At 41.9% G+C, this 25,314-nt stretch carries 18 protein-coding genes; 7 read left to right on the forward strand and 11 right to left on the reverse strand.

The features are described from left to right. Positions 1-605: 605 nt before the first annotated feature. From DACSA_RS05990 to DACSA_RS06005, 4 genes are all read right to left on the reverse strand, one after another. Positions 606-1,175, reverse strand: coding sequence for a hypothetical protein (locus DACSA_RS05990; RefSeq protein ID WP_041235716.1), 570 nt, complete (start codon positions 1,173-1,175; stop codon positions 606-608). 19 nt (positions 1,176-1,194) lie between these two features. Continuing rightward, positions 1,195-2,415, reverse strand: a complete 1,221-nt coding sequence (locus tag DACSA_RS05995) for a type II secretion system F family protein (RefSeq protein WP_015228891.1) — start codon at positions 2,413-2,415, stop codon at positions 1,195-1,197. A gap of 29 nt (positions 2,416-2,444) precedes the next feature. Next, positions 2,445-3,560 carry a type IV pilus twitching motility protein PilT gene (locus DACSA_RS06000; protein ID WP_015228892.1) on the reverse strand — a complete coding sequence of 372 codons (1,116 nt, stop codon included), beginning with the start codon at positions 3,558-3,560 and terminating at the stop codon, positions 2,445-2,447. Positions 3,561-3,932: 372 nt separating this feature from the next. Beyond that, positions 3,933-5,951 carry a GspE/PulE family protein gene (locus DACSA_RS06005; RefSeq protein ID WP_015228894.1) on the reverse strand — a complete coding sequence of 673 codons (2,019 nt, stop codon included), beginning with the start codon at positions 5,949-5,951 and terminating at the stop codon, positions 3,933-3,935. Between the two features lie 595 nt (positions 5,952-6,546). Here DACSA_RS06005 and bchL point away from each other — a divergent pair. Further along, on the forward strand, positions 6,547-7,419 hold the full coding sequence (gene bchL, locus DACSA_RS06010; RefSeq protein WP_015228895.1) for a ferredoxin:protochlorophyllide reductase (ATP-dependent) iron-sulfur ATP-binding protein: 873 nt from the start codon (positions 6,547-6,549) through the stop codon (positions 7,417-7,419). A gap of 161 nt (positions 7,420-7,580) precedes the next feature. Further along, positions 7,581-8,990: a ferredoxin:protochlorophyllide reductase (ATP-dependent) subunit N gene (locus tag DACSA_RS06015; RefSeq protein ID WP_015228896.1), complete on the forward strand. Its 1,410-nt coding sequence runs from the start codon at positions 7,581-7,583 to the stop codon at positions 8,988-8,990. A gap of 184 nt (positions 8,991-9,174) precedes the next feature. On the opposite strand, the gene DACSA_RS06020 is transcribed toward DACSA_RS06015, so the two are convergent. Then, positions 9,175-10,413 (reverse strand): tRNA nucleotidyltransferase/poly(A) polymerase family protein, encoded by a 1,239-nt coding sequence (locus DACSA_RS06020; protein WP_015228897.1) that lies wholly within the window; start codon positions 10,411-10,413, stop codon positions 9,175-9,177. A 358-nt stretch (positions 10,414-10,771) separates the two neighbouring features. Here DACSA_RS06020 and DACSA_RS06025 point away from each other — a divergent pair, with 358 nt between their 5' ends. Beyond that, positions 10,772-11,020, forward strand: coding sequence for a Ycf34 family protein (locus tag DACSA_RS06025; protein WP_015228898.1), 249 nt, complete (start codon positions 10,772-10,774; stop codon positions 11,018-11,020). Here DACSA_RS06025 and DACSA_RS06030 read toward each other — a convergent pair. Continuing rightward, a complete protein-coding gene (locus DACSA_RS06030) occupies positions 11,017-11,673 on the reverse strand; it encodes an MBL fold metallo-hydrolase (protein ID WP_015228899.1) in 657 nt (218 codons plus the stop codon). The two genes, DACSA_RS06025 and DACSA_RS06030, sit on opposite strands and share 4 nt — an antisense overlap. Before the next feature lie 380 nt (positions 11,674-12,053). Between DACSA_RS06030 and DACSA_RS06035 the strand changes: the two genes are divergently transcribed. Then, positions 12,054-13,553 (forward strand): site-2 protease family protein, encoded by a 1,500-nt coding sequence (locus DACSA_RS06035; RefSeq protein ID WP_015228900.1) that lies wholly within the window; start codon positions 12,054-12,056, stop codon positions 13,551-13,553. Between the two features lie 17 nt (positions 13,554-13,570). Continuing rightward, entirely contained in the window at positions 13,571-14,044 is a 474-nt protein-coding gene (gene smpB / locus DACSA_RS06040; protein WP_015228901.1) for an SsrA-binding protein SmpB, read from the forward strand. On the opposite strand, the gene pgeF is transcribed toward smpB, so the two are convergent. Further along, entirely contained in the window at positions 14,031-14,846 is an 816-nt protein-coding gene (pgeF, locus tag DACSA_RS06045; protein ID WP_015228902.1) for a peptidoglycan editing factor PgeF, read from the reverse strand. The genes smpB and pgeF overlap by 14 nt on opposite strands. Positions 14,847-15,019: 173 nt before the next feature. Here pgeF and psbV point away from each other — a divergent pair, with 173 nt between their 5' ends. Together psbV and DACSA_RS21350 are read left to right on the forward strand one after the other, a co-directional pair. Further along, the gene (gene psbV / locus DACSA_RS06050; protein ID WP_015228903.1) at positions 15,020-15,511 is read left to right on the forward strand and encodes a photosystem II cytochrome c-550; all 492 of its coding nucleotides are present in this window, start codon (positions 15,020-15,022) and stop codon (positions 15,509-15,511) included. Positions 15,512-15,551: 40 nt separating this feature from the next. Beyond that, positions 15,552-15,965, forward strand: a complete 414-nt coding sequence (locus tag DACSA_RS21350) for a hypothetical protein (protein ID WP_015228904.1) — start codon at positions 15,552-15,554, stop codon at positions 15,963-15,965. Here DACSA_RS21350 and DACSA_RS06060 read toward each other — a convergent pair. The 4 genes from DACSA_RS06060 to ltrA form a co-directional block, all read right to left on the reverse strand. Further along, positions 15,886-17,625 (reverse strand): ArnT family glycosyltransferase, encoded by a 1,740-nt coding sequence (locus DACSA_RS06060; protein WP_015228905.1) that lies wholly within the window; start codon positions 17,623-17,625, stop codon positions 15,886-15,888. The two genes, DACSA_RS21350 and DACSA_RS06060, sit on opposite strands and share 80 nt — an antisense overlap. 1,293 nt (positions 17,626-18,918) lie before the next feature. After that, on the reverse strand, positions 18,919-21,168 hold the full coding sequence (locus DACSA_RS06065; RefSeq protein ID WP_015228906.1) for an SLC26A/SulP transporter family protein: 2,250 nt from the start codon (positions 21,166-21,168) through the stop codon (positions 18,919-18,921). A 72-nt stretch (positions 21,169-21,240) separates the two neighbouring features. Beyond that, entirely contained in the window at positions 21,241-21,888 is a 648-nt protein-coding gene (locus DACSA_RS06070; RefSeq protein ID WP_051017367.1) for a diacylglycerol/polyprenol kinase family protein, read from the reverse strand. Between the two features lie 285 nt (positions 21,889-22,173). Next, the gene (gene ltrA, locus DACSA_RS06075) at positions 22,174-24,033 is read right to left on the reverse strand and encodes a group II intron reverse transcriptase/maturase (protein WP_015228908.1); all 1,860 of its coding nucleotides are present in this window, start codon (positions 24,031-24,033) and stop codon (positions 22,174-22,176) included. Positions 24,034-25,314: the final 1,281 nt, after the last annotated feature.

Below are 25,314 nucleotides of genomic sequence, written 5' to 3' on the forward strand. Positions count from 1 at the left end.
TCGATCGCCTGAACCTCTTACGGTACGTTCGATGTGGCGAAGCCACCGCCCTTCTTGCCTCGAACGCTTTTTCTTACTTTTTGGCTTTTTCTTAAGAAAAAAGCCGTAAAACCCTTGCTATTCCTAATATCTGGAAAAGGCAAAAAAATAGAATGAAACAGCCCTGCCAATCATCGGGGGGTTGGGGGCTAGAAACTGAAACTGAAAACTTAACCATTTCTTAACTTAGTTAGCCAAATTAACTGATATAATAGAATAGTGGCTAACTTAAACTGATCGATAACCAAGACAGTTCAAAGAAAGTCACTTTTGGCGGTGAGTTACATCGTGTCAGCCTGTGGACTGGTTAACGCCGACGTTGCTAGGAAAAGCCCAAGCGTGGAAAGAAGCAGGAAGTGGACATCAGACTCTATCAGGCTTTTAGAAGCTATGGTTAAGTTTGAGGAAGTTCCTCATAACGGGATTAGCAATGACTTGATGTTGGGTTTCGCTTCCCTCCACCCAACCTACTTTTCTTGATGTTGGGTTTCGCGCTGGCTTCACAAGGGCCTACTTTTCTTGATGTTGGGTTTCGCGCTGGCTTCACAAGGGCTTACTTTTCTTGCTTACATCAGTGGTGAGGGGACAACCTCTTGATCCGATTCGATATCTGTTTCTAGGGTTTGAATTAATAGCGGTAAACCAGCCCCTTTGAAACCACGCCGAACACAATTTGAGGTTTCGGTGAAGCCTACAAAGAGAGGATAGGCTTTTTGCGCTCCTTCGCTGAAAATATGTTCTTTCCCTGGTGGCATAATCCACTCATAATCTTGGTGTAGCCAAGCCTCAGTTTGTCGCCAACGTCGCAGAAACTGGGAAAATTCTTCTTCGGGGCGATGGATAAAGACCATGATTTCTACCCCCATTTTGATTTTCCATTCTGGGTCACAGGTAATCAAAGCGAGATCACAGGGAAGTTGTACCGCTTGCGATCGAGAGAAGTCATCTCCCATAGAAGATTTACTATTTCGTAACTGTAGCAGTGGCAAAGGAAGTGTAATGACACTTTCATCAGGGCGACGCAAACTCGGTAACATTTCCAAATAGGGACGATGTTGTCGTAGGAGGGCGATCGCGCTTTCACGGTTGCTATATTCAGCAAGAAGCGTTTCGTATTGTGACTGTTTAATGGGCATGGTTTTTTTTGCTTGATTTTTATCCCAGTTCATCAAAGATTTTGAACATTGGTAAATACATGGACAAGAGAATTACTCCCACCATTCCCGCAACACCCACCATCATTAAAGGTTCAATTAAACTGGTGAGTGCTTTTACCGCTTGTTCTACCTCATCTTCATAAAAATCCGCCACTTTCATCATCATCGCATCGAGTTCTCCAGTTTCCTCCCCAATGCTCATCATTTGAATCGCAAGCGGGGGAAATGCGCCTTCTCGTTGTAACGCCAGACTAATCATTCCCCCTTGTTGAACTTCCTGTTTAGAGGCTTCGATCGCGTTCGCATAGACCTTATTTCCCGCCGTATCACGAGAAATATCTAAAGTGCTTAAAATCGGAACGCCCGATCGAGTCAGCGCCCCAAAAATCCGACAGAACCGCGCCACCGCATTTTTCTCCGTCAAGTCTCCCAACACAGGAATCTTCAACATCAACTTATCAATTTGCAAGCGTCCCATCGGAGTTTTGTAGTATTGCTTAAACCCAATAAATCCACCAGCAACAATCCCAATCGGAATTAAAACCCTCGGACTTCGCAGCAAAGCACTGAGATCGAGCATAAACTGAGTTAACGCGGGTAATTCAATTCCCAACCCCTGAAAAATCCCAGCAAACACAGGAATCAGAAACACCGTCATCCCAATAAACACCACAAACGCAAATAAACCCACCGTGACAGGATAAGCCATCGCCGATTTAATCTGTCCCTGTAACCGCGCCATATCTTCCAATAACTTAGCGATACGGTTTAGCACCTCATCCAGTACCCCACCTGCTTCTCCCGCCTCAACCATACTCACATATAACTGATCAAAGCATTCAGGATGTTTACTCATAGCATCAGAAAGATTAACCCCCTGTTGCACTTCCGAACTAATTGCTTTCAGCGCCTTACGCATTTTGGGATTTTCCGTCTGTTCCGACAGTACCCCTAAACAGCGTACAATTCCCACACCAGCATTCACCATCGCCGCAAACTGACGGGAGAAAATCGCCTTATCCTTCACCCCAACCCCAGATAACTTTTCCTCAATAATGGATAAATCCAGATCGAGATCAAATCCTGCTTTGCTGGCGCGACCAATTTTGGGATATTTCCCCCGCAATGATAACTGTGCTTGTGCAGGCGACTTCGCCTCTACCTTTTCCTTAGTCCGCTTTCCCTTTGCGTCTTGAACTTCAACCACAAAAGTTGCCATAATCTTTTCCCCTACTCACTTTTTTAGGTTTAACGTTTTGTCTTCGCTTGAGTTTTGCTGTTTTTCGCTACTGAACCTGCGGTGAGACGATCTAACTCATCGGGTTTACTACTTTTGGAGATGGCTTCTTCCATAGAAATTGCCCCTTGATTCACCCAATACGCCAAAGACTGTTCCATCGTTTGCATTCCCAGTTTCATTCCCGTTTGAATCGAAGAATAAATCTGTGAAGTTTTTCCCTCTCGAATTTGGTTGGCAATAGCAGGAGTCACCACCATAATTTCCTGCGCCAGCACTCGTCCGAATTCCCCAGGTTTCGGATTTTGCTTTTTCGGTAAACACTGACTAAACACTGCGACTAATGAACCCGAAAGTTGCGCTCGAATTTGCTCTTGTTGTTCGGCGGGAAACACATCTACCATGCGGTCAACCGTTCCACCGGCGGAACTGGTGTGTAATGTTCCAAAAACTAAGTGACCCGTTTCCGCTGCGGTTACCGCTAACGAAATGGTTTCTAAATCTCGTAATTCTCCCACCAGAATAATATCTGGGTCTTCCCGTAAAGCAGCTTTTAAAGCATTGGCAAAACTTTTTGTATCTTCTCCTTTTTGTCGTTGGTGAAACAGACATTTTTCGTTCGGAAAAACATACTCGATGGGGTCTTCTACCGTTAAAACGTGCTCGTGGCGAGTGCGATTAATCATGTCTAAAATCGCGGCTAGAGTTGTGGTTTTTCCCGAACCAGTGGGTCCTGTCACCAGAATTAATCCTCTGGGATAACCTGCCATTTCTTTCACCACATCTGGCAGTCCTAATTTTTCATAGTTAGGAATTTTCGAGGATAAGGCTCGTAAACAAGCCGCATAGCAACCGCGCTCTTTATAAACATTAACTCGAAACCGCGCCAAACCTTTTACCCCATAAGAACAGTCTAATTCCCAATTTTGCTCTAATTGTTTCCGTTGACTGTTATTGAGCATACTAAAAATTAGTCGCTGTGTTTCTTGTGGCGTTAGGGGTTCATCTCCAACGGGTTGCAGTTTTCCACTGTAGCGGAAATAGACAGGCGCACCCGCTTGAATGTGCATATCAGAACCGCCTTTTTCCACTAATTGTTCCATCAAGTCTTCGATCATTAATTCCATCTTTATTTTCTCCGTAATTCTTCAATCATCAAACAATATTTAATTAATAATTCTCAGTTTAGCATTACAGTATTTTGCCTTGTCTTCTTTAAGAATTTATACTGAAATCTGTTTTTCTTTAATTAAGGTTTCCTGAATAAACCTAGAACATTTACCCAATCAGTTTTTAAGGCTCTTAATGCTTTGAAAAAGTGCAGGGGAGAAATGGGAGACAAGGAAGACAAGGAAGTGATTTTTCTCCCCGATCTTCCCCATCTTCCCCATCTTGCCTTTTGCCTTTTGCCTCTTGCCTCTTGCCTTACTACACCGAAAACATGAAGTTTTTCAGCAAACCCTAATTAAGAATTATCAATTTTTAATCATTAATTTCCCTTAGTCTTGGAAACGAGGGGTTAAACAATAAGGACAATCCAGCCATTCTTGTTGTAATTCCGCCCCGCAAGTGCTACAAGTGAGAGAGCTTTTCCGTTTTGCCTTCATTTCTGCTTCGACTCCAGAATCGGTAAAGGTCACTCGTTCCACTTCTTCGAGGGTGGTATAACCTTCTCGAACCAGATTTAAACTATAAGCAAGAAGCGTTTTCATGCCTTCTTCTACCCCTGCTTCTTTGATGCGTTCGGTGGGTGCGCCTTCATTAATTAGGGTTTGTAGGGTTTCGGTCATTTGCATGATTTCATAAACCCCAGCCCGTCCTTTGTAACCGTTACCACCACATTTAGAACAGAGTTTTCCTTTTTTGCGAGCTTCTTCTATTTCTTCGGGTTGCAGACAGTTGGCTTTATGAAAGGTGATTTCTTCTTCTTTAGTTGCGGATAAGCCAAAACGAGCGAGTTCCTCTTGCGTGGGATTATAAGGGATGCGACACTCACTGCACACTCGACGCATTAAACGTTGAGCGAGAACACCGATTAATGAGCCTGAAATCATAAAGGGTTCGACTCCCATTTCGTCTAACCGCGCGATCGCGCCAGCAGCATCGTTGGTGTGTAAGGTGGTTAAAACTAAGTGTCCTGTTAAGGCAGCCTCGATCGCAGTTTTTGCCGTTTCTTTATCTCGCGTTTCCCCCACCAGAATCACGTCCGGGTCTTGACGGAGAAACGATCGTAAAATCGACGCGAAATCCATGCCTTTTTCCCGAATCACCTGCACTTGGGTAATTCCAGGTAAAGAATACTCGATCGGGTCTTCGGCGGTGCTAATATTTACCCCTGGGTCATTGCGTTCGGCGAGAATCGAATAGAGTGTCGTTGATTTCCCTGAGCCAGTGGGTCCCGTCACTAAAATCAAGCCAAAAGGACGACTTGCCATTTCCCTAACCACTTCTAGACTTTCTGCATCAGTAATCAGTTTGTCTAATCCCAACTGTGTGGCACTATTATCCAAAATCCGTAGTACCACTTTCTCCCCATAGCGACTCGGTAAGGTACTCATCCGAAAATCCACATTTCGCCCTTGATACCGCCGACGAATTTTCCCGTCTTGAGGCATTCTGCGTTCTGCAATATCCAAGTCCGCTATAATCTTAAAACGCGCCGCGATCGCAGGGGCAATTTTAATCGGGAGATTATCAAAGGCTTTTTGTAGCACCCCATCTCGACGCATCCGCACCCGAATATACTCTTCTTGGGGTTCAATATGAATATCAGAAGCACCATCCCGAAGCGCCTTAATTAAAATCCGATTCACCACATTAATAATCGGTGCGGCTTGAGCATCCCCCAAAGACTTTTCTAAATCTGCCTCAGCTTCGTCATTAACTTCTTCTAACCCATCCACATCCAGATTAGCGAGGTCTTTAGTCACATCTAACTGTTCATCTGCGGCTTGTTCTTCCTCTTGAGCAGATTGTTCATCTAGGTATTCACCAATGATCCGTTGATAATCCTCCAACGTCATTACAATGCGCTGCAGTTTTAACTGTTTCGGACGCAAAATCCGCATTAGATTATCTTGAGCATCCAATTGATCAGGATTCACCATTCCCACCAATAGAGAAGGGGGGCGAGTATCTTTCTTATCTAAAGGGAGTAACTTATAGCGGCGACACATATCCACAGGAATTACATCGTCAATCAATTCCTTAATGGGATACTGATCTAAGTTCGTTACTTCTGGATCGAGGGACTCAACGCCATAATAAATTTTGAGTTCAAACAGATGATGCTTTTTATATTGACGATAAAGTTCTGGCGGTAATTCCTTGCCAGTAACCGATTGCAACGCTTCAGTAAACGATCGTTTTCCTTCTGATTGGGAAACCTCTTGTCTGGCTTCTTGGATTTGTTTACTATCCGCGTAACCCGCTTGAATTAATTTACTTCCAAACGGCGAGGAGTCACGTAGGGTGGTCAGGGCTCTTTGACGTTTTTTTGCAGATGAAGAATACGTCATAACGGCAACTATGGGGTTAGCAAGGTTTGAGACTGATTCGTCCTAATCTATTTTTAGGATAGCTATTTCTGATCAAACATCAGAATTGTCAAGATTCTTTATAAAAGATAGCACTACGCGCAAGGGAATCGGGAACAGAGAACAATAAATAATTGCCCCCTAATATCAGGTTCACTCAATCAATGATCAACCGTAGGTTGGGTGGAGGGAAGCGAAACCCAACACCAATTATAAGCAATTACCCGAACTTGATATCACCCCCAACTTGGGGGAATCATCATTAATCGCCCCCTAACCCCCAACTTTGGGGGAATCATCATTAATTGCCCCCTAGCCCCCAACTTTGGGGGAATCAAGAAAGGGTCTTTCTGGGTTAATTTGTTTTTGATCAATTTTATTAATTTTATAAACACAAACTTTGATAAATTTACTAAAAAAAGATTAAAAAAGCATTTTCAGGAAATTTAATTAATTTAAAAATTTAATAATAACTTTAGCTTTGAATTAAATTATAAGTTTAGTTAAACAAGGCTTTCATTTCTAAACTCATTGCGTAATAATTGCGATCGACAAAGCAAAGCAAGAGGAAAACACTGTGAAGCTATCAGTTTACGGAAAAGGCGGCATCGGAAAATCTACAACCAGTTGCAATATTTCAACCGCACTGGCAAAAAGAGGAAAAAAAGTCTTACAAATTGGTTGCGATCCTAAGCATGACAGCACATTTACCCTCACAGGGTTTTTAATTCCTACGATTATTGACACCCTACAAGAAAAAGATTTCCACTATGAGGATATTTGGCCCGAAGATGTCATTTATCGCGGTTATGCTGGCGTTGACTGCGTAGAAGCGGGGGGGCCTCCTGCTGGCGCTGGTTGCGGTGGTTATGTGGTTGGTGAAACCGTAAAACTCTTAAAAGAATTAAATGCGTTTGATGAATATGATGTGATTCTATTTGATGTTCTCGGCGACGTGGTATGTGGTGGTTTTGCTGCGCCTTTAAATTATTCTGATTACTGCATGATTGTTACTGATAACGGCTTTGATGCCCTGTTTGCGGCTAACCGTATCGCTGCTTCGATTCGGGAAAAATCTCGGACTCATCCTTTACGCCTCGCTGGTTTAATCGGTAATCGTACCTCGAAACGGGATTTAATTAATAAGTATATTGAAGCGGTGCCAATGCCAATTTTAGAGATTCTACCGCTCATTGAAGATATTCGTGTCTCTCGTGTGAAAGGGAAGACAATCTTCGAGATGGCGGAAACTGAACCGATGTTAGATCAGGTGGCTCAATATTATCTCAATATTGCTGACCAATTATTAGCTCTCCCAGAAGGCGTTGTGCCACAAGATGCGCCCGATCGCGATCTGTTTACTTTATTATCCGATTATTATCTCAATCCTGCAACGGCAAAAGGCGCGCCTGTAGAGAAAGAGGAAGAATTAGAAGCATTAATGGTTTAATCCCCCTAGTAGCTCAAATGTAGGTTGGGTGGAGCGTAGCGAAACCCAACACCAATTATAAGCGATTAGGCTTCGCCTATGCTTCGCAAATGCCAGAACCTGATATCACCCCTACTTTTGAAAGAGGGGAATTGAAAAAATAATAAATAACGGAGAAAGAAATGACAGAAGAAACGGCATTAAATTTTGAATGTGAAACAGGGAATTATCATACATTTTGCCCCATCAGTTGTGTGGCTTGGTTGTATCAGAAAATTGAGGATAGTTTCTTTTTGGTAATTGGAACTAAAACTTGTGGCTATTTCCTACAAAACTCGATGGGCGTGATGATTTTTGCTGAACCTCGTTATGCAATGGCAGAGTTAGAAGAGGGAGATATTTCGGCGAAACTGAGTGATTATGATGAGTTAAAACGGTTGTGTTTACAAATTAAACGCGATCGCAACCCAAGTGTTATTGTGTGGATCGGCACTTGTACCACAGAAATCATCAAAATGGATTTAGAAGGAATCGCCCCGAAATTAGAAGCAGAAATTGGGATTCCGATTGTGGTCGCACGGGCGAATGGTTTAGACTATGCTTTTACGCAAGGAGAAGACACGGTTTTAGCCGCGATGGTTAATCGTTGTGATGATACGCCGCAAGTAGAAGCAGAAACAGAAGTAGAACCAAAGAAAAACGGCTTTTCTCGCTTATTGAATTTTGGACAGAAAGAAGAAGCAGAAACCCAAGAAACTGAATATAAAGATCATCCCCCGTTGACTTTATTTGGTTCAGTTCCCGATTCTGTAGAAACACAGTTAACGCTAGAATTGAAAAAACAAGGGATTAAAGTGTCGGGTTGGTTGCCATCCAAACGCTTTACGGAGTTGCCCAGTATTGAAAAAGGAAACTACGCTTGTGGGGTGCATCCCTTTTTAAGTCGAACTGCGACCAACTTAATGCGTCGGCGGAAGTGTAAACTAATTGGTGCGCCTTTCCCCATTGGGCCAGATGGAACTCGCGCCTGGATTGAAAAAATTTGTTCTGTGTTTAATATTGAACCCGAAGGTTTAGACGAACGGGAAGCACAGATTTGGGAAAGTGTCGAAGATTATGTGAAGTTGGTACGCGGGAAGTCTGTTTTCTTTATGGGAGATAATCTCTTAGAGATTTCTTTGGCACGTTTCTTGGTGCGTTGTGGGATGACAGTCCATGAAATTGGTATCCCTTACATGGATAAACGCTATCAAGGCGCGGAATTGGCACTGTTAGAACAAACTTGTGTGGAAATGGGAGTCGATGTGCCTCGTATTGTGGAAAAACCCGATAATTATCGTCAGATTGAACGTATTATGGCGGAAAATCCTGATTTGGTAATTACGGGAATGGCGCACGCAAATCCGTTAGAAGCACGTGGATTTAGTACAAAATGGTCTGTAGAGTTTACTTTCTCCCAAATTCAAGGGTTTACTAATACTCGTGATTTATTGGAGTTGGTGACTCGTCCGTTGCGTCGGAATAATAATCTGAAAGAGTTGGGTTGGACTGATTTAGTTCACGAAGAGGACGCGAAACGGATTACAGTTTAATTGTTTGTCTCGAAATGGGTGAGGGGGAAGCAGTGTTGGGTTTCGCGTGGAGACGTGCCATGGGTGGAGACGTGCCATGGCACGTCTCTACCCAACCTACATGATTGTGCTTTGTCATTCGTGATCTTGATGTTGGGTTTCGCTACTCTTCACCCAACCTACTGGAACTAACTTTAAATCAAGGTTAAAGCCAAGATTTCGCTAAATCGATCGCCTCGGAGGGAGAGTTAACTTTCCCTTCAATGTAGGCGATTTGGAGTTCTGTCAGCAGTTCACCGATGCGAGGAGAGGGAGACAGAGACAGCGATCGAAGCAAGTCTTTTCCAGTAACAATCGGTTGGGGATAAGCAACGGGATCATGGGGATTAAGATAATGTTCCAGCAAGGGTTTCGCTGCGGTTAGGCTTAATCCCTTCGCCATTGCGGTTAATAATAAACAAGGGAAGACGTTTCTCGCTTCTTGAAAGAAGAAATATCGATCGCGCAGACTCATGGTTTCCACTTTCGCTTCTAGCAGACGCGGGAGTAAACTCAAACTACTGGTAACGGTGCGAATTTCAGCGCGAGAAAATTTCAGCCCTGTGAGTTGATTTTCCGCTTCTTCAGGAGAAACCGAGACGAAACAAGCTAATTTAGCTAAACTTTGCAAAGTGTTCGATTGTCCGCCTACATTTTTCTCCCATGTTGCCGCCAGATGAGAAGACTCTTGACGTAACCTTTCTTTGATAACATCTATTCTCGCCACTTCCTCCACTTGTTGCTGAGTCACGGAGGGAAAACAAATCGAAAGCAAACCATCTTCCCACGCTTGTTGTAAATAAATACTCCCTTTCCTCGTTTCCAACAGATAAGAGAGTTCGGTTTTAATTCGTTCCGATGCGATGTTTTTTAATTCAGAAGCAAGCTGGGTAATGGTGTTACGAGTTTGAGGATCAATGGTAAAGTCGAGTTGGGCGGCTTGACGATAGGCGCGAAACAGACGCAAGGGATCAGCTTTGAGGTTAGCAGGGGATACCATTTTGATCAGGTTGGCTTCTAAATCTTCTATTCCCCCAAGCGGATCAATTAGTTTCTGTGATTGGATGTGAAGCGCGATCGAGTTGATGGTAAAATCTCGACGATGCAAATCTTGTTCTAAACTTTCCCCTTCAATTTTTGCCACATCAACCGTCCCTTCTGCAAAAACGATTCTAGCAATATCTCTGGCTGCATCTAACACCACAAACCCCGCATCACAGCGATTGGCGAGATCACGTGCCAATTCCACTGCTCGATCGATCACCACTAAATCGAGATCAAACTCCTGCCGTTTCCGATTTAATATTCTATCTCGAATAGTTCCTCCCACTAAATACGCATCAGAGGGAAGCCAAGCTAACGGAAACGGAAAATTAGGAATTGATAATTGTTGACTCATTCTCATTATTCTATTCCCCCCTTTCAAAGGGGGGTTAGGGGGGATTGATATTTCCTTGCCAAGGGGGGTTAGGGGGGATTGATATTTCCTTGCCAAGGGGGGTTAGGGGGGATTGATATTTCCTTGCCAAGGGGGGTTAGGGGGGATTGATATTTCCTTTCAAAGGGGGGTTATATCAGGTTCGGGTAATTGCTTATAATTGGTGTTGGGTTTCGCGTGGAGACGTTCCATGGAACGTCTCTACCCAACCTACTTTTTATCATTGATTGAGCGAACCTGATCTTAGGGGCAATTAAGACTTCCCGAAATCAAGACTGGATTTGTTAAACTAGGACTAAAAGCAAGCAGGGAAGAATAGCGTACCATGTGTATCTGTGTTAACTGCCACTACGTCGATCGTTGCACCACCTATCATGCAGTAGAGACGCAACACGAACAACCTCACCTCACCAACTTTCCCAACTTTGAACCGATCGAACCCACCGTCAATGTTAACATTCGTCCTCAAGAAGAATACATCGAAATCGAGTGGGATGTGGTCGGTTGTGAAAGTTTCCTCGAAGAAGCTGGAAAATGGGCGAAATTACGTCCAGGGGAACCAGTTCCCACCTAAATCTGTGCCAACTGTTCCCCTTCTACCGCCCCTTTTCCCCGTAAAAATCCTGTATTCGCCCCTGGACAAACATAACCCAGCCTTTCGGGGGGGAATTTTTTTTGTAACTTTTCCACATTTCTTAACTGTCTTCGCCAATGGAACGTTTTACGAGTAAAAATTGGGGCTAATTTCCCCTCAGAATCCGTCAATAAATGACGACCAGAAAATAAAACACCGCCGTGAAAGGGAACATAAAGACAGGAAGCGCCAGGAGAATAACCGCAAGTCCAAATCCCTGTTCCTTCTCCGAGGGTAATTTCTTCTGCAAATGGCGTTACCGTGACATTAGGCAATAAATAGGCTTCCTGTTCTTGAATCACCACTTCACAGCCTAAATCATTTTGAATTTTACCGACTTGACTCATTCCATCACGGTGAGTAATAAATAACCAACGCACCCCTCCCAAGTCGCTTAAAAACGATTTTTGTGTCTCATTCCATCCTGGACAATCTACCAAAATATTCCCATCTTTTCCTAAAATTAAGTAGGATGTTCCTCCTAATGTTTCTCGGTTCGGTGGGAAAGCATAAATTCCCCCTAAAATCTCACGGGGAGGTTTGGGTGTGTTGTTAGTAACAGAAGACTGATTCATGTTTTGGTCAACAGACATAGATAAAAACTTTCTGGAAAAATTGTGTCAGGATAGAAGTGAGTGCAAAAGTTAAAGATAGACAATTAGCAAGCGATCATTACTTAATTAGATTGTATTAATTAGGGCTTGCTGAATAAAACTGAAAGTTTTACCAAATAAGGATTTGAGGCGATTAAGTTCAGGTAAAAATGCAAGTTCATTGATTGTTCAATCCTCAAAACCTTAAACTCCTACCGATCAATCAACCCTCTTGCCTCTTGCCTTTTGCCTTTTGCCTCTTGCCTTACTAAACCAACCAATGGACTTTTTCAGCAAGCCCTAATTATTTTTTCACCGCTTACTAATTTAGCATAAAGTTAAAACAAATTATCTATATTTGAGCAAAAGGTTATTGAAAGATGGAACTTTTTTGGATTTTATTAGTTTTAGGAGGAATCACTTACTTTTTGGTGCATCGTAGCGCCAGTGGTTTAACTAGCACCCCCATTTGGTTATTGTGGTTGGCGGTGATGATTCCTGCTTTTACTTGGAGTTTCTGGTTACTATTTGTCGGTGAAGAACAACCGATTCCAATTTTGTTAATGTTGATTCCGTTTATTGTTTCTCCGCTTTTATATTTTTGGTTATTACAGCGAGGAATAAAAGATAAAACCGCCTTAAATTCTTCTTCCTCTAAAACGGAAAGTAAAGAAACATTAACGCCGACAATTTTAGATAAAAAAACGCCAGATGATAAAAAAGAGAAGCGAATTTTAACGCCAGAGGAAGAGGAAGATTTGAAAACTTGTTTTCCCTGGGAATTTTATTATTTACAAACTGTGGATTATGGCGGACAAGCGGTATTATGTCGGGGAAAGTTACGCGCTGTTCCAGAAAAAGCCTATCATAAAATTCGTGGTAATGTACAAAAAAAGTTTGGCGATCGATTTCTAATTTTATTCCAAGAGAGTTTTCAAGGCGAACCCTTTTTCGCCCTGGTTCCGAATCCGAGGAAAGAAGAGAAATCAACTCAAATCAAGGACGAACTAAATAAACCTTGGTTAGCGTTAAGTTTAGGAATCATTACGCTATTTACAACAACGATCGTGGGAGTTGAATTCAATAATATTTCGCCCCAAAAATTTCAATCCGATCCCAGTTTACTCTTACAAGGATTGCCTTATGCTTTAAGTTTAATGTGGATTCTGGGATGCCATGAATTTAGCCATTATTTTGCCGCCCTTTATTACAAAATTAAAGCTACTTTGCCTTATTTTATTCCAGTACCTTTCTTTTTAGGAACATTTGGGGCGTTCATACAAATGAAATCACCTGTTCCCCATCGTAAGGCTTTATTTGATGTGGCAATTGCTGGCCCTTTAGGGGGATTTATAATGACTATTCCGATCTTAATTTGGGGGCTATCTTTATCAGAGGTTGTGCCAATTTCTGAGGAGTCAGCATTACTAACCGTTGAGTCTCTTGATCCGCGATCGTCGCTTTTGATGACACTATTTTGTAAAATAAGTTTGGGCAGTGATTTTGTTGCAGAAACCGCAATTAATTTACACCCGATCGCGATCGCGGGTTATATTGGTTTAATTGTTACCGCTTTGAATTTAATGCCAGTGGGACAATTAGATGGTGGACATATTGTTCATGCCATTTATGGACAGCGTACCGCCGTAATTGTTGGTCAAATTTCGCGACTCTTGATGTTATTCTTAGCCTTAATTGAACCAGCGTTTTTAATCTGGGCAATTATTCTCTTTTTCATGCCAATTTTAGATGAACCCGCCTTAAATGATGTGACAGAATTAGATAGTATGCGAGACTTATTCGGATTACTGGCTTTAGCTTTGTTGGTGACAATTTTGTTACCGCTTCCTGAAACCTTTGCCAATTTATTGAATGTGTAATTAAGGAGAAAGAAAACATGAGTCAAGAAAATGAACCAGGGGGAATTAAAGTAATTGCCCAAAATCGCAAAGCACGTTTTTTATATGAAATTTTAGAAACGTATGAAGCAGGGATTCAACTGATTGGAACTGAAGTTAAATCCATTCGGGGAGGGCGTATTAATCTACAAGATGGATATGCGTTAATCCGCAAAGGAGAAGTGTGGTTAATTAATGTGAATATCTCGCCTTATGAAGCCACTGGATCATATTTTAATCACGATCCAAAACGCAGTCGCAAACTCTTACTTCATCGGAAAGAAATTAGTAAGCTAATTGGGAAAACTGAACAAAAGGGGTTAACCCTCGTTCCGTTGAAGATGTATCTGAAAAAAGGGATTGTTAAGGTACAAATTGGCTTAGGGAAAGGGAAGAAATTACACGATAAACGAGAAACGGTTAAACGTCGCGAAGATCAAAAAGAAATGCAGCGCGTGGTTAAGCGTTACTAACAATTCCCGACCATTGAACGGCTTTTTCTTGACTACGACGATAGGAGAAAAACTGTTGCGGCTGTTGATAGGTACAATCAGGGGCAATTGCAATTTGTTCGGGATGAAAGCCCATTTTTTCTAATTGTAGGCTGTTCACACGACGCACATCTAAACGGACTTTTTCGGGTTGCGAGTCGGGGAGGAGAGGAGAAGGTTGATATTGCCAAAGTTGTTCTAAAATCTTTTTCTCTGCTGAAGGAATGGTAACATCAAGAGGAAACAAACTCGCCCCCACTTGTGCGGCAACTGTTTCGGAAACTTGATAAACTTCACCACTAATGGCGGGTCCCAGTGCGACTCTTAAGTTTGATAAATCACTTCCCTTCTGGAAGAAACGATCGATCGCTTTGGGTAAAATAGACAAAGCCGTACCACGCCATCCCGCGTGAACCGCCGCCACCCGTCCCGTGTGAACATCTGCAATTAACGCTGGCGTACAGTCCGCACTTGCCACCCACAACGCCTGTTTTTTCCCATCACTGAATAAACCATCAGCTTCTACTAATTCCGTCTCGGTTTGCGCGATTTCTGAAGGGGTGACGATGTGTTTTCCGTGTACCTGTTTACTGCGATAGGTTTCCGCATCAGGAGTGAGAACTTTTGTTAAGTCTCGTAAAGTATATTCATAAAAATGACGAGTAAAAAACCCATGAGAAAATCCTGCAAGTAAGCCACATTGAAGATAATCTAAGCCCTTGCTTTGTCGCCATTCCCAAGTAGTTTGTTGAGTTGAAAAAATAGAAGAAGACACAGCTACCATCCTTGTGATGAGTTTACTGTATCAATTATCTCCATGAATGATTAATTCTGCATTAGTGCCTCTGTTTGGTACAATTAATATGCTGTCCACCGATTTTGTTGCCCAAGCAATCTACTCGGTGAAATTAGAAAACTCGATAAAACAAGCGTTAACCGTTTTGAGGAGAACTATTCATGTTGAAAAAACTCATTTTAGCCACTGTGGCGACTGTATTTTTTGCTTCTCAACTATTTGTCAATCCTGTATCTGCGATACAGTTGGATGAAGAAAGCCGTACCGTTCAGTATAACGAAGCGGGTAATGAAGTTGTCATCAGTAACAAGGAAGCAGAAAAAGGAAAACGTCTGTTTAATGATACTTGCGCTCAGTGTCACTTAGGCGGTGTGACTAAAACCAATCCTAATGTGGGATTAAGTTTAGAAGCGTTAGAACGTGCGGAACCGCCAAGAGATAATATTGCGGGTTTAATTGATTATATGAAAAACCCCACGACTTATGATGGGGAAATTGATATTAAAGAGATTCATCCCAATACAGTTCGTTCTGATATTTATCCTGAGATGAGAAACCTCACTGAGGATGATTTAGAAGCGATCGCCGCTCATGTTTTAATTCAGCCCAATGTACGTGGAAAACGTTGGGGTGGTGGTAAAGTTTACAACTAATTCTGGCTTGGAATTATAAAATTGTGTAGGGGTAGATTTTGTGTTTACCTCTACTTTTTTTGTTATTTGTTATTTGTTATTTGTTATTTGTTATTTGTTATTTGTTATTTGTTATTTGTTATTTGTTATTTGTTATTTGTTATTTGTTATTTGTTATTTGTTATTTGTTATTTGTTATTTGTTATTTGTTATTTGTTATTTGTTATTTGTTATTTGTTATTTGTTATTTGTTATTTGTTATTTGTTATTTGTTATTTGTTATTTGTTACTGGTAACTGGTAACTGGTCACTGGTCACTGGTCACTGGTCACTGATCACTGGTAACTGGTCACTGATTGATGTTGGGTTTCGTAAACTCCACCCAACCTACTTTTTTAAAGATCGGGCTGAATGCGAATCAGTTGATATTCTCCTTTTTGACCTAAAATTGTTACTTGTTTTGAATGATCTATGATCGTTTTGAGTTTACGAGGATGACTTAAAATGATGGTGGATTCGTCTTGTGGTTTTTGTTTGAGATGAGCGATCGCGTCTTCTGTTTCATCTATAAAATTAACCCGATGTTCAGTATAAAAAGCAACGCTTGGTTTTTTCATACCAATCATTATTAATTCTTCTGCTGATTGTCTCACGGTTTGCTCTAATTTGGCTAATTCTCTTAAGGGTTTCTGTCGCACTTGATCCATTAAGAAAATCATGGGTTGTAACACAAAAACAAACGTGAGTAACATTGCTAAAAGATTGATTCCCCACAACCAACGAATCGAGTTTCGGATTAGAGTCAGTAGTGATAAAATGGCAGCACCGAACCAGATCATTCCTCCTAAAATATTGAGCTTCGATCGAGCGTAAATTTCTGATAAGTTTGGGGCGGCGGGATCATAGCCGATAAAGTTAGGACTATAATACAATGCTCCTGCTAAAGCCAATAGAAAAATAATGTTAACAACTGCATTAATTTTTAAGCTCATTCCTGGTGCTTCTTCTTGGTAATAACTCCAAAATAATCCCATTAAAATTGCCGCCGCTGGCAGTAAGGGAATAATGTAACTGGGAAGTTTGGTGACAGCGATCGTAAAGAAAACAAAGATAGTAATCAACCAAAAAAAAGCAAAAATTCCTAACTGTTTTTCTCGTGGTTGTTGTTGCCAAAACTTTCTGCGCCAAACTTGTAAAAGCCCGATCGCGCTAGGAAGATAAACGGATAAAGGGGCAAAGCCAATTAAGATGATCAAAAAATAGAAATACCAAGGCGCATCATGGTCATTCACCACTCCTGTAAAGCGTTGTACATTATGATAACCAAAAAACGAATTAATATAAGTTTGTCCATTTTCCAAAGTTACTAAAACATACCAAGGCACTGTCATCACTAAGAAAATAATCGCACCGGAAACAACACGCATTTCCTTAAAAACAGTCCATAAATTCCCTTGATAGAGCAAAAAAGTAATCAGAATTAATCCAGGTAAAACCAAGCCAACGGGACCTTTTGCTAATACAGCAAGAGCGGTTAAAATATAAAAGCCAAGATACCAAGCTGAGGGGAGACTAATCTTAAAAAAAGGAGCTTCTGTTGCTTTTTCTGAGTTTACATAACCGACAAAAAAACAGAGTAAAGCACTCCCCATACATCCCGTTAATAATAAATCAGATACACCCACTCTCGCCCAAATGATAAACTCTGGCGTAAGCGCGAGAGTAGCAGCCGCAATCAAACTTCCCCACTGTTTTTGGTTGAATTCTGAAGCACGAGAAAAGGGAGACATTCCAAAACGAATCAAGACAAAAAAAAGCAGGAGAGTTAATCCCATTGCGCTGAATGCAGAAGGCAGTCGCACCGCCCATTCATTGACTCCTAAAACTTGATACCCGATCGCCATTAACCAGTATATTAAAGGCGGTTTATCGAAACGAGTCTCACCGTTAAAATAGGGAGTAATCCAGTTGCCCGTTTCTACTATCTGACGAGCGGCTTCTGCGAATAGAGGTTCGGTTTCATCAACTAAACCAATGCTCCCTAATCTCCAGATAAAAGTAATCATACAGAGACTAATAATAATTGACAAGGAAATAATAAAAATTAGGGATTGTTCGTTTTTACGATCCTTCATGTTTGACGATATTCCCCCATTTCAATTCCCCCCTTTCATTGGCGATATTCCCCCATTTCAATTCCCCCCCTTTCAAAGGGGGGTTAGGGGGGATTATAGGGGGTTGACTTGTCGGGTAGGTTAGGGAGATTACTCTCCCCTTCCCCCCTCAGAACCGTGCGTGCGACTTTCACCGCACACGGCTCAAGCAAGAGCAGACCCTAATAGACTGTCTTTGTACTTGTCAAGGTTAGTTAAACCGCTCGCACTTACGTTTACCATATGGTAATCTAACTTTTCGCGCGACTTTTAAGACGTTCCAATTAATCGTTCGAGTTACTGACTCACCCGTGTCCAAGTTAGCTCCCCTTTCAGGTAGGGCAAATTTTGAACCCTTATCCGTCAAGTTATACCCCGAAGGGTTTTCCTCATGCTTTCAAGTTCCTGCTTGTCCAATCCGATTATCGGTTATCCGAAGTCAGGTCGTCGGAGAAGAAACTGCACGGAATCAGCAGACGGCGTTTGCTTTTTGGACTGTCCCATACCCACTGGGGAATTGTGCCTCCCTTACGGTTAGCCTACTGGTAAACCAGACCCCATTGGGCAAACCCACGTTTCACATTTGAGAGATACGCTCAACTTAGGTGGTGTTCTATCCGCCGAGGGTTTATGGTGTGCTAGTCTATCCATGCTTTAGGGATAGACCTCCGAGACTCCATTGGAAGAGGAGACTTCTTACCGTTGCCCTTGACAACCCACTACTTGCTCTCGCTTTCGTGGCTAATCAACCCTATTTTACTACTCGCTCGGCACGCTCACCTTAACTTATAGGGACTACCATTACGACGGCTCATCGAACACTTCACGTTAGTTCACCATATTGAACTTTCCCTAGCACTTATTCCCTTTCTGGCGAGTCATACTTAGGATATAGTTACACTTAACTCCCTGCTTTCCACCCCACCGTTACCAGCGACGCAGTTGGGAGCGGGAATACCCATGCACACTTGGGCAGAGTCTTTCTGAGGGACTCACTCTCTAAATGCAACATCGTGTCGCACTTCCAAAATGGTATTATAACTGGTGTTGGGTTTCGCGTGGAGACGTGCCATGGCACGTCTCCACCCAACCTACTCTTTACTGGTGTTGGGTTTCGTTTCCCTCCACCCAACCTACTTTTTACTGGTGTTGGGTTTCGTTTCCCTCCACCCAACCTACTTTTTACTGGTGTTGGGTTTCGTTTCCCTCCACCCAACCTACTTTTCAATCATAATGTATCTTAATTTCGCCTCACAGGGTCTAGCCAAAGATCGATCAAGCGATGATTCGCACTTGTTCTTCCCGTCGCGTTAGACTGTCACATAAAAAGCGAACAATGTATTCTTGTAAGGCATAGGCGAGATCGGGATGGACTTGTTTCATTTCTTCAAAGGTGGCGCGATCGAGGCGATAAAGTTGACTGGGATGATCAGCGACGACTAAAGAGGAAAGGGGAGGTTTCCCATAAAACCGCATTTCTCCCAATACTGAACCATTAGAATGGGTTTGTAAGCGTTTGGTTTGACCGTCAGGAAGTTCTAATAAGACACTCACTTGTCCAGATTCAATAAAGTATAAACATTGTCGATCGGCCCCAGCTTCAAAAATTACTTCGCCTGTTTCCACGCTTTGAGGAGTGAGATATTCTGCGAACCTTTCTGCTTGTTCCGAGGTTAAAAATAAATCTGTTAACTGTTCTTTTAATGAGGTTTTTTTCGCTTCTTCGGAACAAGCATCACTTAACAGTTGGCTTTCGCACCATTCCAAACCTCGATCTAAATCTGGCAAAATATAACACAGTTTCTCCTCTTGATCAATTCCTCCTCCTTGACGCAGTTGCGCTTCTAATTTTGCCATGAGATTGGTATAAACTAGAGTGAGTTTTTGCTGACGGGCAATTTTTAGCAGTTTAATAAAGGTTAGCACCCCTGACGCATCTAATCCTTCCACTTCTCGAAAGTCAATCAGAATATAATTTAAAGGATTTTCTTTGATTTTTTCTACTCGATCGCGCACTTGTTGTAATAGATAATCGGCTGTTCCAAAAAAGACATAGCCTTGTAATTCTAAGATATAAACTCGATCGCCTTTTTTCGTCAAGGTTTCTCGTTCGGTTTCGCTACGATGGATGTTACTTCTTGTGGTGGCGATCGAAGAACAATTTTTAACCACATTCAGTTGGCTATAGTTAAACATAAAGGAAATCACGCTCATAATAAATCCTACCGCAATTCCTTCTAAAAATCCCACCGCATTAATCACAATTAAGGTGACAATCACAATCAGATAATCTGAGAAATTGAGCGTAAACCATGCTTTATAAACCCACTGAATTAATAAAGATAATCCTAAATATAAAATCAATCCTCCCAGAATCGGTTTCGGGAATAAGGAAATAAAAGAGGACCCTAGAATTAAGACAAAAAAGCAAAAAATACCAGAAAACATTCCCGCCAAGCGATTATTTGCGCCAATTTTATCGACTAATAATGTACTGGGTAACGCTTGATTTCCCACCATACCGCTACCGAATCCCGACGCAATATTTGAGATGCCGATCGATTCTAATTCTTGATTCAGACTAATCTCTCTCTCTACTACTAATTCAATGCCACTATTACTCAAAACCAAAGATAATAAACTAACTAACATTAAGGACAAAATTAGTCCCCAATGAGATAATATAGCTGACCATTCGATCGAACCGAAATCAGAAACAGTTAAGGGTTGCCAAAGTCCTCCTGACGCAAACGTTTCTAGTAACCAACCTTGTTCTCTTGCTTCGGTGAGAGAAGTTCCTGTTCCCCACAAAATCAGATAAAACCCTAACATTAGTCCCAGTAAAGTTCCTGGCATTACTAAAAAATGATGGTAGCGATTCGAGATAATTAATAACACTAAAGCCACCGCAAACGCCGCCCCCCAATGGAGTAAGGGATTCGTGTGAAAAAAGGTTGATAAATTATTAAAAGTTAAGGCAATATCTGCCGTAATTTGAACTGAACCCGACACTAATAACCAGCCCGTTCCAGCCATAAATCCCCCCACCACTGGATAGGGAATAAAACGGATTTTGCTTCCTAGTTTTAAGCGTCCTAAAATTAATAAAAATAATCCTGTACATACTGAAGAAAGCGCGATCGCTGCGAGAACAGTGATTAAAAGTTCCGCAGGTGATACCGTTGCTTTCAAATCAGCTACAATTTCACTGGCTAAAATGGCAGTAATTGCGGTTGGGGCTGCTAAAGGAGTCGCAATCATCCCAGGTAGCGCACTAAAAATCGCCGCAACAAAACTAACAATTCCTGTACTAAACACGGTCAATCCCACACCAACTCCTAAATCTGATCCTAATGTTCCTGAGAAAATTAAAGCTGCATACGAAATCGCTCGGATGACACCAATAATACCAGTAACTAAACCGGCAATTAAACTCAAAAATAGCTCTTTGGGCTGCAGACTATCCGCCCAAGATTGAAACAAGTTAAAACGAATTTGCTGACGTGAACTTAACTGATTAGTCATTTTCCCCCCTAAGTTACTACGATCTAGCCTGAATTGATTGGAGAAAACAAACTGTATTCAATGTGACAAAACTTAGGAAGAAATTAATGTTTGAATGAGGAAAAAAGATAATGCGCCACTAATGATCGGGACAGTTAAATTATCAATTCCTAGTTTAGAAATCGCCTCTAGTGCGGTGGCAGTTATTGCTACAATTGAGCAAATTATCCAGATTTGCCAATTATTTCCTTCTACTGTCATCAAGGTGAGAAAACTCACTGCATAACTCACAACAGCCATTGTTAGTGATCCTTCCCAGCTTTTAGCATTGCCGAAGACTTGATAGGGATGACGACCAAAATTTTGTCCGATTAGTGCGGCGAGTCCATCCCCCCAAGCCATGATTAAAATCCCGATCGCTGCATATTGGGGGTGTTGCGGAAAAAACCAAGCAATCAAAATTCCCATACTCACCGCATAAAAAAATGTGCCGAGACTTTTCCGTCCGACGCTGTTAATACTGGGTAAAATGGGAAAAAAATAGGACAATAAGGCAATCATAGCAGCAACGATCGCTGCGCTAATACCAATCCAAGCTGGAATCTGAAACCACCAAGCGAATAAAATCACGTTTCCCGCGCCAATATGGACGACTTTACGAGTTAATTCTGTTTCGGAAGTAATGATCCGATTTAAGACTTCAGCGAGGAGAATGACTCCTCCTAAAAAGGTGACAACCATGATCAGGGGAAAGATGGGAAAAGTATTCGGATCAGACAAAATATTTCCTCTACGTCCAAGTTTTTAGTATTTTTAAACTAATTTGAAAACAAGAGCCTTCGCGCGATCGCTCTCTTTATTGTAATTTTACAGGAAACCAGTCATTCATTCATCCATTTCAAATGGATGAATGACTAAGGCTGGATTCAAGTGAAACTTTATTGTTACCTAAGCCAAGAGGTCGCCCTCTTGACTCGGCTTCAGAACGGTACGTGAAACTTTCGCTTCATACCGCTCCTCTCAAAACTACGCTGTGTTAACAGCACTTCCCTGCTTTTTCCGATTGGGACTCTTAGTTCTTGCTCGGTCTTCGGCAGTTTTCTGATGATGACAATGGCGATGAAGTAACTGTAAGTTCTTGTATTGGTCTTTGCCCCCTTCGGCTTTAGGGACGATGTGGTCAACCTCCACTACATCTTCATCCTTAATGTAAAGTCCACAACGGGTACATTTGCCTTTCTGACGCTTCATCAGAGTAGCAACCCGTTTTGGTGTGCCAGGATATTCACCCCGACGTTTACTCCAATACCGCCAATCTCCATCGTAAGGAGACCTCGAACCCTCGATTTTTATGTGTCTTTCAATCGGTGTCCATACGTGCTTGCGTAATTCATGCTTGCCCGCAACAGGAGAATTTGGTATATCAGAAGGAGTTGAAAATACCTTAGTAGTCCTCTCTTCTCCCTCTAAATCTTTCTCCTTAGTCCAATGAAAGTATCTTTCTAAACACCATTTAAGGGTTTTATTCGGATGACGGCGTTTCATCCAGCGACGTAATTTGATATAAACCAGGTGGTCTAGATGTTGGAATACTTCTTTTGAGCAAATTGTTTTGTGATAGTTGCACCATCCCATTATTATAGGATTTAGCCGATCAATGATTACCTCTTGGGATTTATCTCTCATTGAATCTAACACTGAAACAATCTTTTCATAATGAGTTTTGATACTTTTGTCGCTAGGTTTGATTATTGTTTTGAATCCAAGTAATTTGCCATTTGTACTTTTTCCTGAGTGGTTTTTCCCAACTTCATATTGACGGATGTTCCATCCTAAGAAATCAAAACCTGGTTTTTCTTCTTCGGAATCATTCAATGTATGACAAATCCTCGTTTTGCTCTCGCTTATTTCTAAGCCTAAGCCATGTAACCAATGTTCAATCAGCGTTTTGGCTTGTTGGATGATGGATTTATCCTTGTGAAGAACAACGAAATCATCTGCATACCTTATAAGAGAAATACTTTTACGGTTATGTATTTTAGTCCCTTTCCAGGTTTCAGCCCATTGTTTTATGTACTCCTCAAGTCCATGCAGAGCAATGTTTGCCAATAGAGGACTTATCACCCCTCCTTGCGGTGTTCCCTCATTTGTTGGCATCCAATCGCCTTTATCCAAGACCCCCGACTTTAGCCAAGCTCGAATTTGTCGAGCAATAGTCGGAGTTGTATTCAATTTTTGTAAGAGAACATCGTGATTAATGCGGTCAAAGCATTTTGAGATATCGGCATCCAATACCCATTTAGGCTTGTACCGAATTGCATTAAAGATTGCTTGTCCCGCATCATGGCAAGAGCGTCCTGGTCTGAATCCGTACGAATTAGGCTCGAATTTTGCTTCCCATTCTGGCTCTAAAGCCAATTTGAGAAGTGCCTGCCTCGCACGGTCTTCCATTACTGGAATGCCCAAGCCGCGTTTTTCTTTACGACCTGGTTTTGGAATCCAGACCCGTCTTAAGGATTTACCTTTCCCTGTAAGAGTCAGGTTTTCAGCAAGGTTTAATCTTTGCTTAGGACTTAGAGTTTTTACACCATCTATCCCAGCAGTATTTTTACCCTGGTTATCCTGCGAAATACGCCGTACTGCAAAGAGTTTGGCGCACCAAGACCGCAACAATAATCTTTGAAGTTTGTGAACTTTAGCCACGTCACCACTTTGAGAAGCTCGAAAAATCCGTTTTTGGAGTTTAAACACATTGACTTCAACCTGTTTCCAATCCACTTCGTTCCATTCCGTTTTCTCCATTAGGAGTAATCCGAAACTTAACCAAAATGGATAATTAAGAAAGGTCTTAATCGCCGCATTACTTTCATACTTTCGTAAGTCCATGATTCCCTCTACTTGATTTCATTTTCTTCGTAATCGAAAGTGGATACGTCAGCTTATCCTTCCTATTACAGAAGGCATTCGCTTCTTATCCAATCCTGCCCTCATTCAACCCGATAGAATTAATCGGAGGTTGCATCCCGACAGACTACTTGGAAATCGACCTTCCCAAGAGTATGAACGAGGGTTACTTCGTTCCTGATAACCATTTGATTGAGACCTTAGCCTCTTACTATCCACCGCACAAATTTGGGAATGTGATATGAGCCTAAACAAACTCATACCCTCTTGTGTTGAGCGTATTTCGCTCCTTGCGACAGCCTTTGCGCAAGATTGAACTATCGATGGTTCAGACGTAAGTTCGTTGACTAGGCGTAGCCTCTTGCTAGAGATTTACCAGATTAGGCTTCCAGTAGTGACCCCGTTTAACCCTGCTTTATCCTCAAGTAGTCAACTCTTTAGATAAGGGTTACGCTGTTCTCTCACATTCTGAGAGAGATGGACTTAATGTTCGGTTTTCCCTACATTAGTTGTTCGGTACTTCCCACCCTCTTTTCTTTACATTTCGTAATAATCAGGGGTATTTCACCATCATGGATATCAAGTTGTCAAGGTTCTGTACTCACCGAAGGATATAGAGTCCAAGATGAATTTCCCCCCAGCTCTGGCTTATACTCTCCGCAGTTCAAGGGAACTACGACGTGATTTCACCAGAAACGAATCGCACGTAAAGTAGTTCATCGTAATACTTGGGTACAACTGTTAGAAAAACTCAACCCTTTTTCTGATATCGAAAATTTATATAGCAATCTCAGATGACTTGTTAGAAGCATCAGCCCCCTAACCCCCAATTTTGGGGGAACTCATTTGATTCAATTTTCACCAATGATTCCAGATTGCTATAGCAATCCTAATTCATTTGTAAAAAGTTGATGAACTATTCCCCCCTTTCAAAGGGGCAGGGCTGTTTCATTCTCGGGGTCAAAATTGGCAGCGATTGCGCTCCGCGCACCGATGCGAAGCATCGATCGCCTGAACCTCTTACGGTACGTTCGATCGAGACGTTTTTCCTACTTTTTGGCTTTTTCATAAGAAAAAAGAGTCCTGAAATCTCCCCCATCTCCCTTGTCTCCCTTGTCTCCCCCATCTCCCTACCTCCCTTAATTTTAAAAGAATGAAACAGCCCTGCCTTTCAAAGGGGGGGGGTTAGGGGGGATTAATTTACAATTCATTTGGGATTGCTATATATCTTTTTGTAAATGGTTGCTTGCAATTAACTAAAAG

It is taken from the genome of Dactylococcopsis salina PCC 8305, from assembly GCF_000317615.1.
GTDB classification, from domain to species: domain Bacteria; phylum Cyanobacteriota; class Cyanobacteriia; order Cyanobacteriales; family Rubidibacteraceae; genus Halothece; species Halothece salina.

Bases quoted from the DNA above. Each gene is read 5' to 3' on its own strand.
- DACSA_RS05990 (WP_041235716.1), bottom strand. From the start codon at position 1,175: ATGCCCATTAAACAGTCACAATACGAAACGCTTCTTGCTGAATATAGC.
- DACSA_RS05995 (WP_015228891.1), bottom strand. From the start codon at position 2,415: ATGGCAACTTTTGTGGTTGAAGTTCAAGACGCAAAGGGAAAGCGGACT.
- DACSA_RS06000 (WP_015228892.1), bottom strand. From the start codon at position 3,560: ATGGAATTAATGATCGAAGACTTGATGGAACAATTAGTGGAAAAAGGC.
- DACSA_RS06005 (WP_015228894.1), bottom strand. From the start codon at position 5,951: ATGACGTATTCTTCATCTGCAAAAAAACGTCAAAGAGCCCTGACCACC.
- DACSA_RS06015 (WP_015228896.1), top strand. From the start codon at position 7,581: ATGACAGAAGAAACGGCATTAAATTTTGAATGTGAAACAGGGAATTAT.
- DACSA_RS06020 (WP_015228897.1), bottom strand. From the start codon at position 10,413: ATGAGAATGAGTCAACAATTATCAATTCCTAATTTTCCGTTTCCGTTA.
- DACSA_RS06025 (WP_015228898.1), top strand. From the start codon at position 10,772: ATGTGTATCTGTGTTAACTGCCACTACGTCGATCGTTGCACCACCTAT.
- DACSA_RS06030 (WP_015228899.1), bottom strand. From the start codon at position 11,673: ATGTCTGTTGACCAAAACATGAATCAGTCTTCTGTTACTAACAACACA.
- DACSA_RS06035 (WP_015228900.1), top strand. From the start codon at position 12,054: ATGGAACTTTTTTGGATTTTATTAGTTTTAGGAGGAATCACTTACTTT.
- smpB (WP_015228901.1), top strand. From the start codon at position 13,571: ATGAGTCAAGAAAATGAACCAGGGGGAATTAAAGTAATTGCCCAAAAT.
- pgeF (WP_015228902.1), bottom strand. From the start codon at position 14,846: ATGGTAGCTGTGTCTTCTTCTATTTTTTCAACTCAACAAACTACTTGG.
- psbV (WP_015228903.1), top strand. From the start codon at position 15,020: ATGTTGAAAAAACTCATTTTAGCCACTGTGGCGACTGTATTTTTTGCT.
- DACSA_RS06060 (WP_015228905.1), bottom strand. From the start codon at position 17,625: ATGAAGGATCGTAAAAACGAACAATCCCTAATTTTTATTATTTCCTTG.
- DACSA_RS06065 (WP_015228906.1), bottom strand. From the start codon at position 21,168: ATGACTAATCAGTTAAGTTCACGTCAGCAAATTCGTTTTAACTTGTTT.
- DACSA_RS06070 (WP_051017367.1), bottom strand. From the start codon at position 21,888: ATGGTTGTCACCTTTTTAGGAGGAGTCATTCTCCTCGCTGAAGTCTTA.
- ltrA (WP_015228908.1), bottom strand. From the start codon at position 24,033: ATGGACTTACGAAAGTATGAAAGTAATGCGGCGATTAAGACCTTTCTT.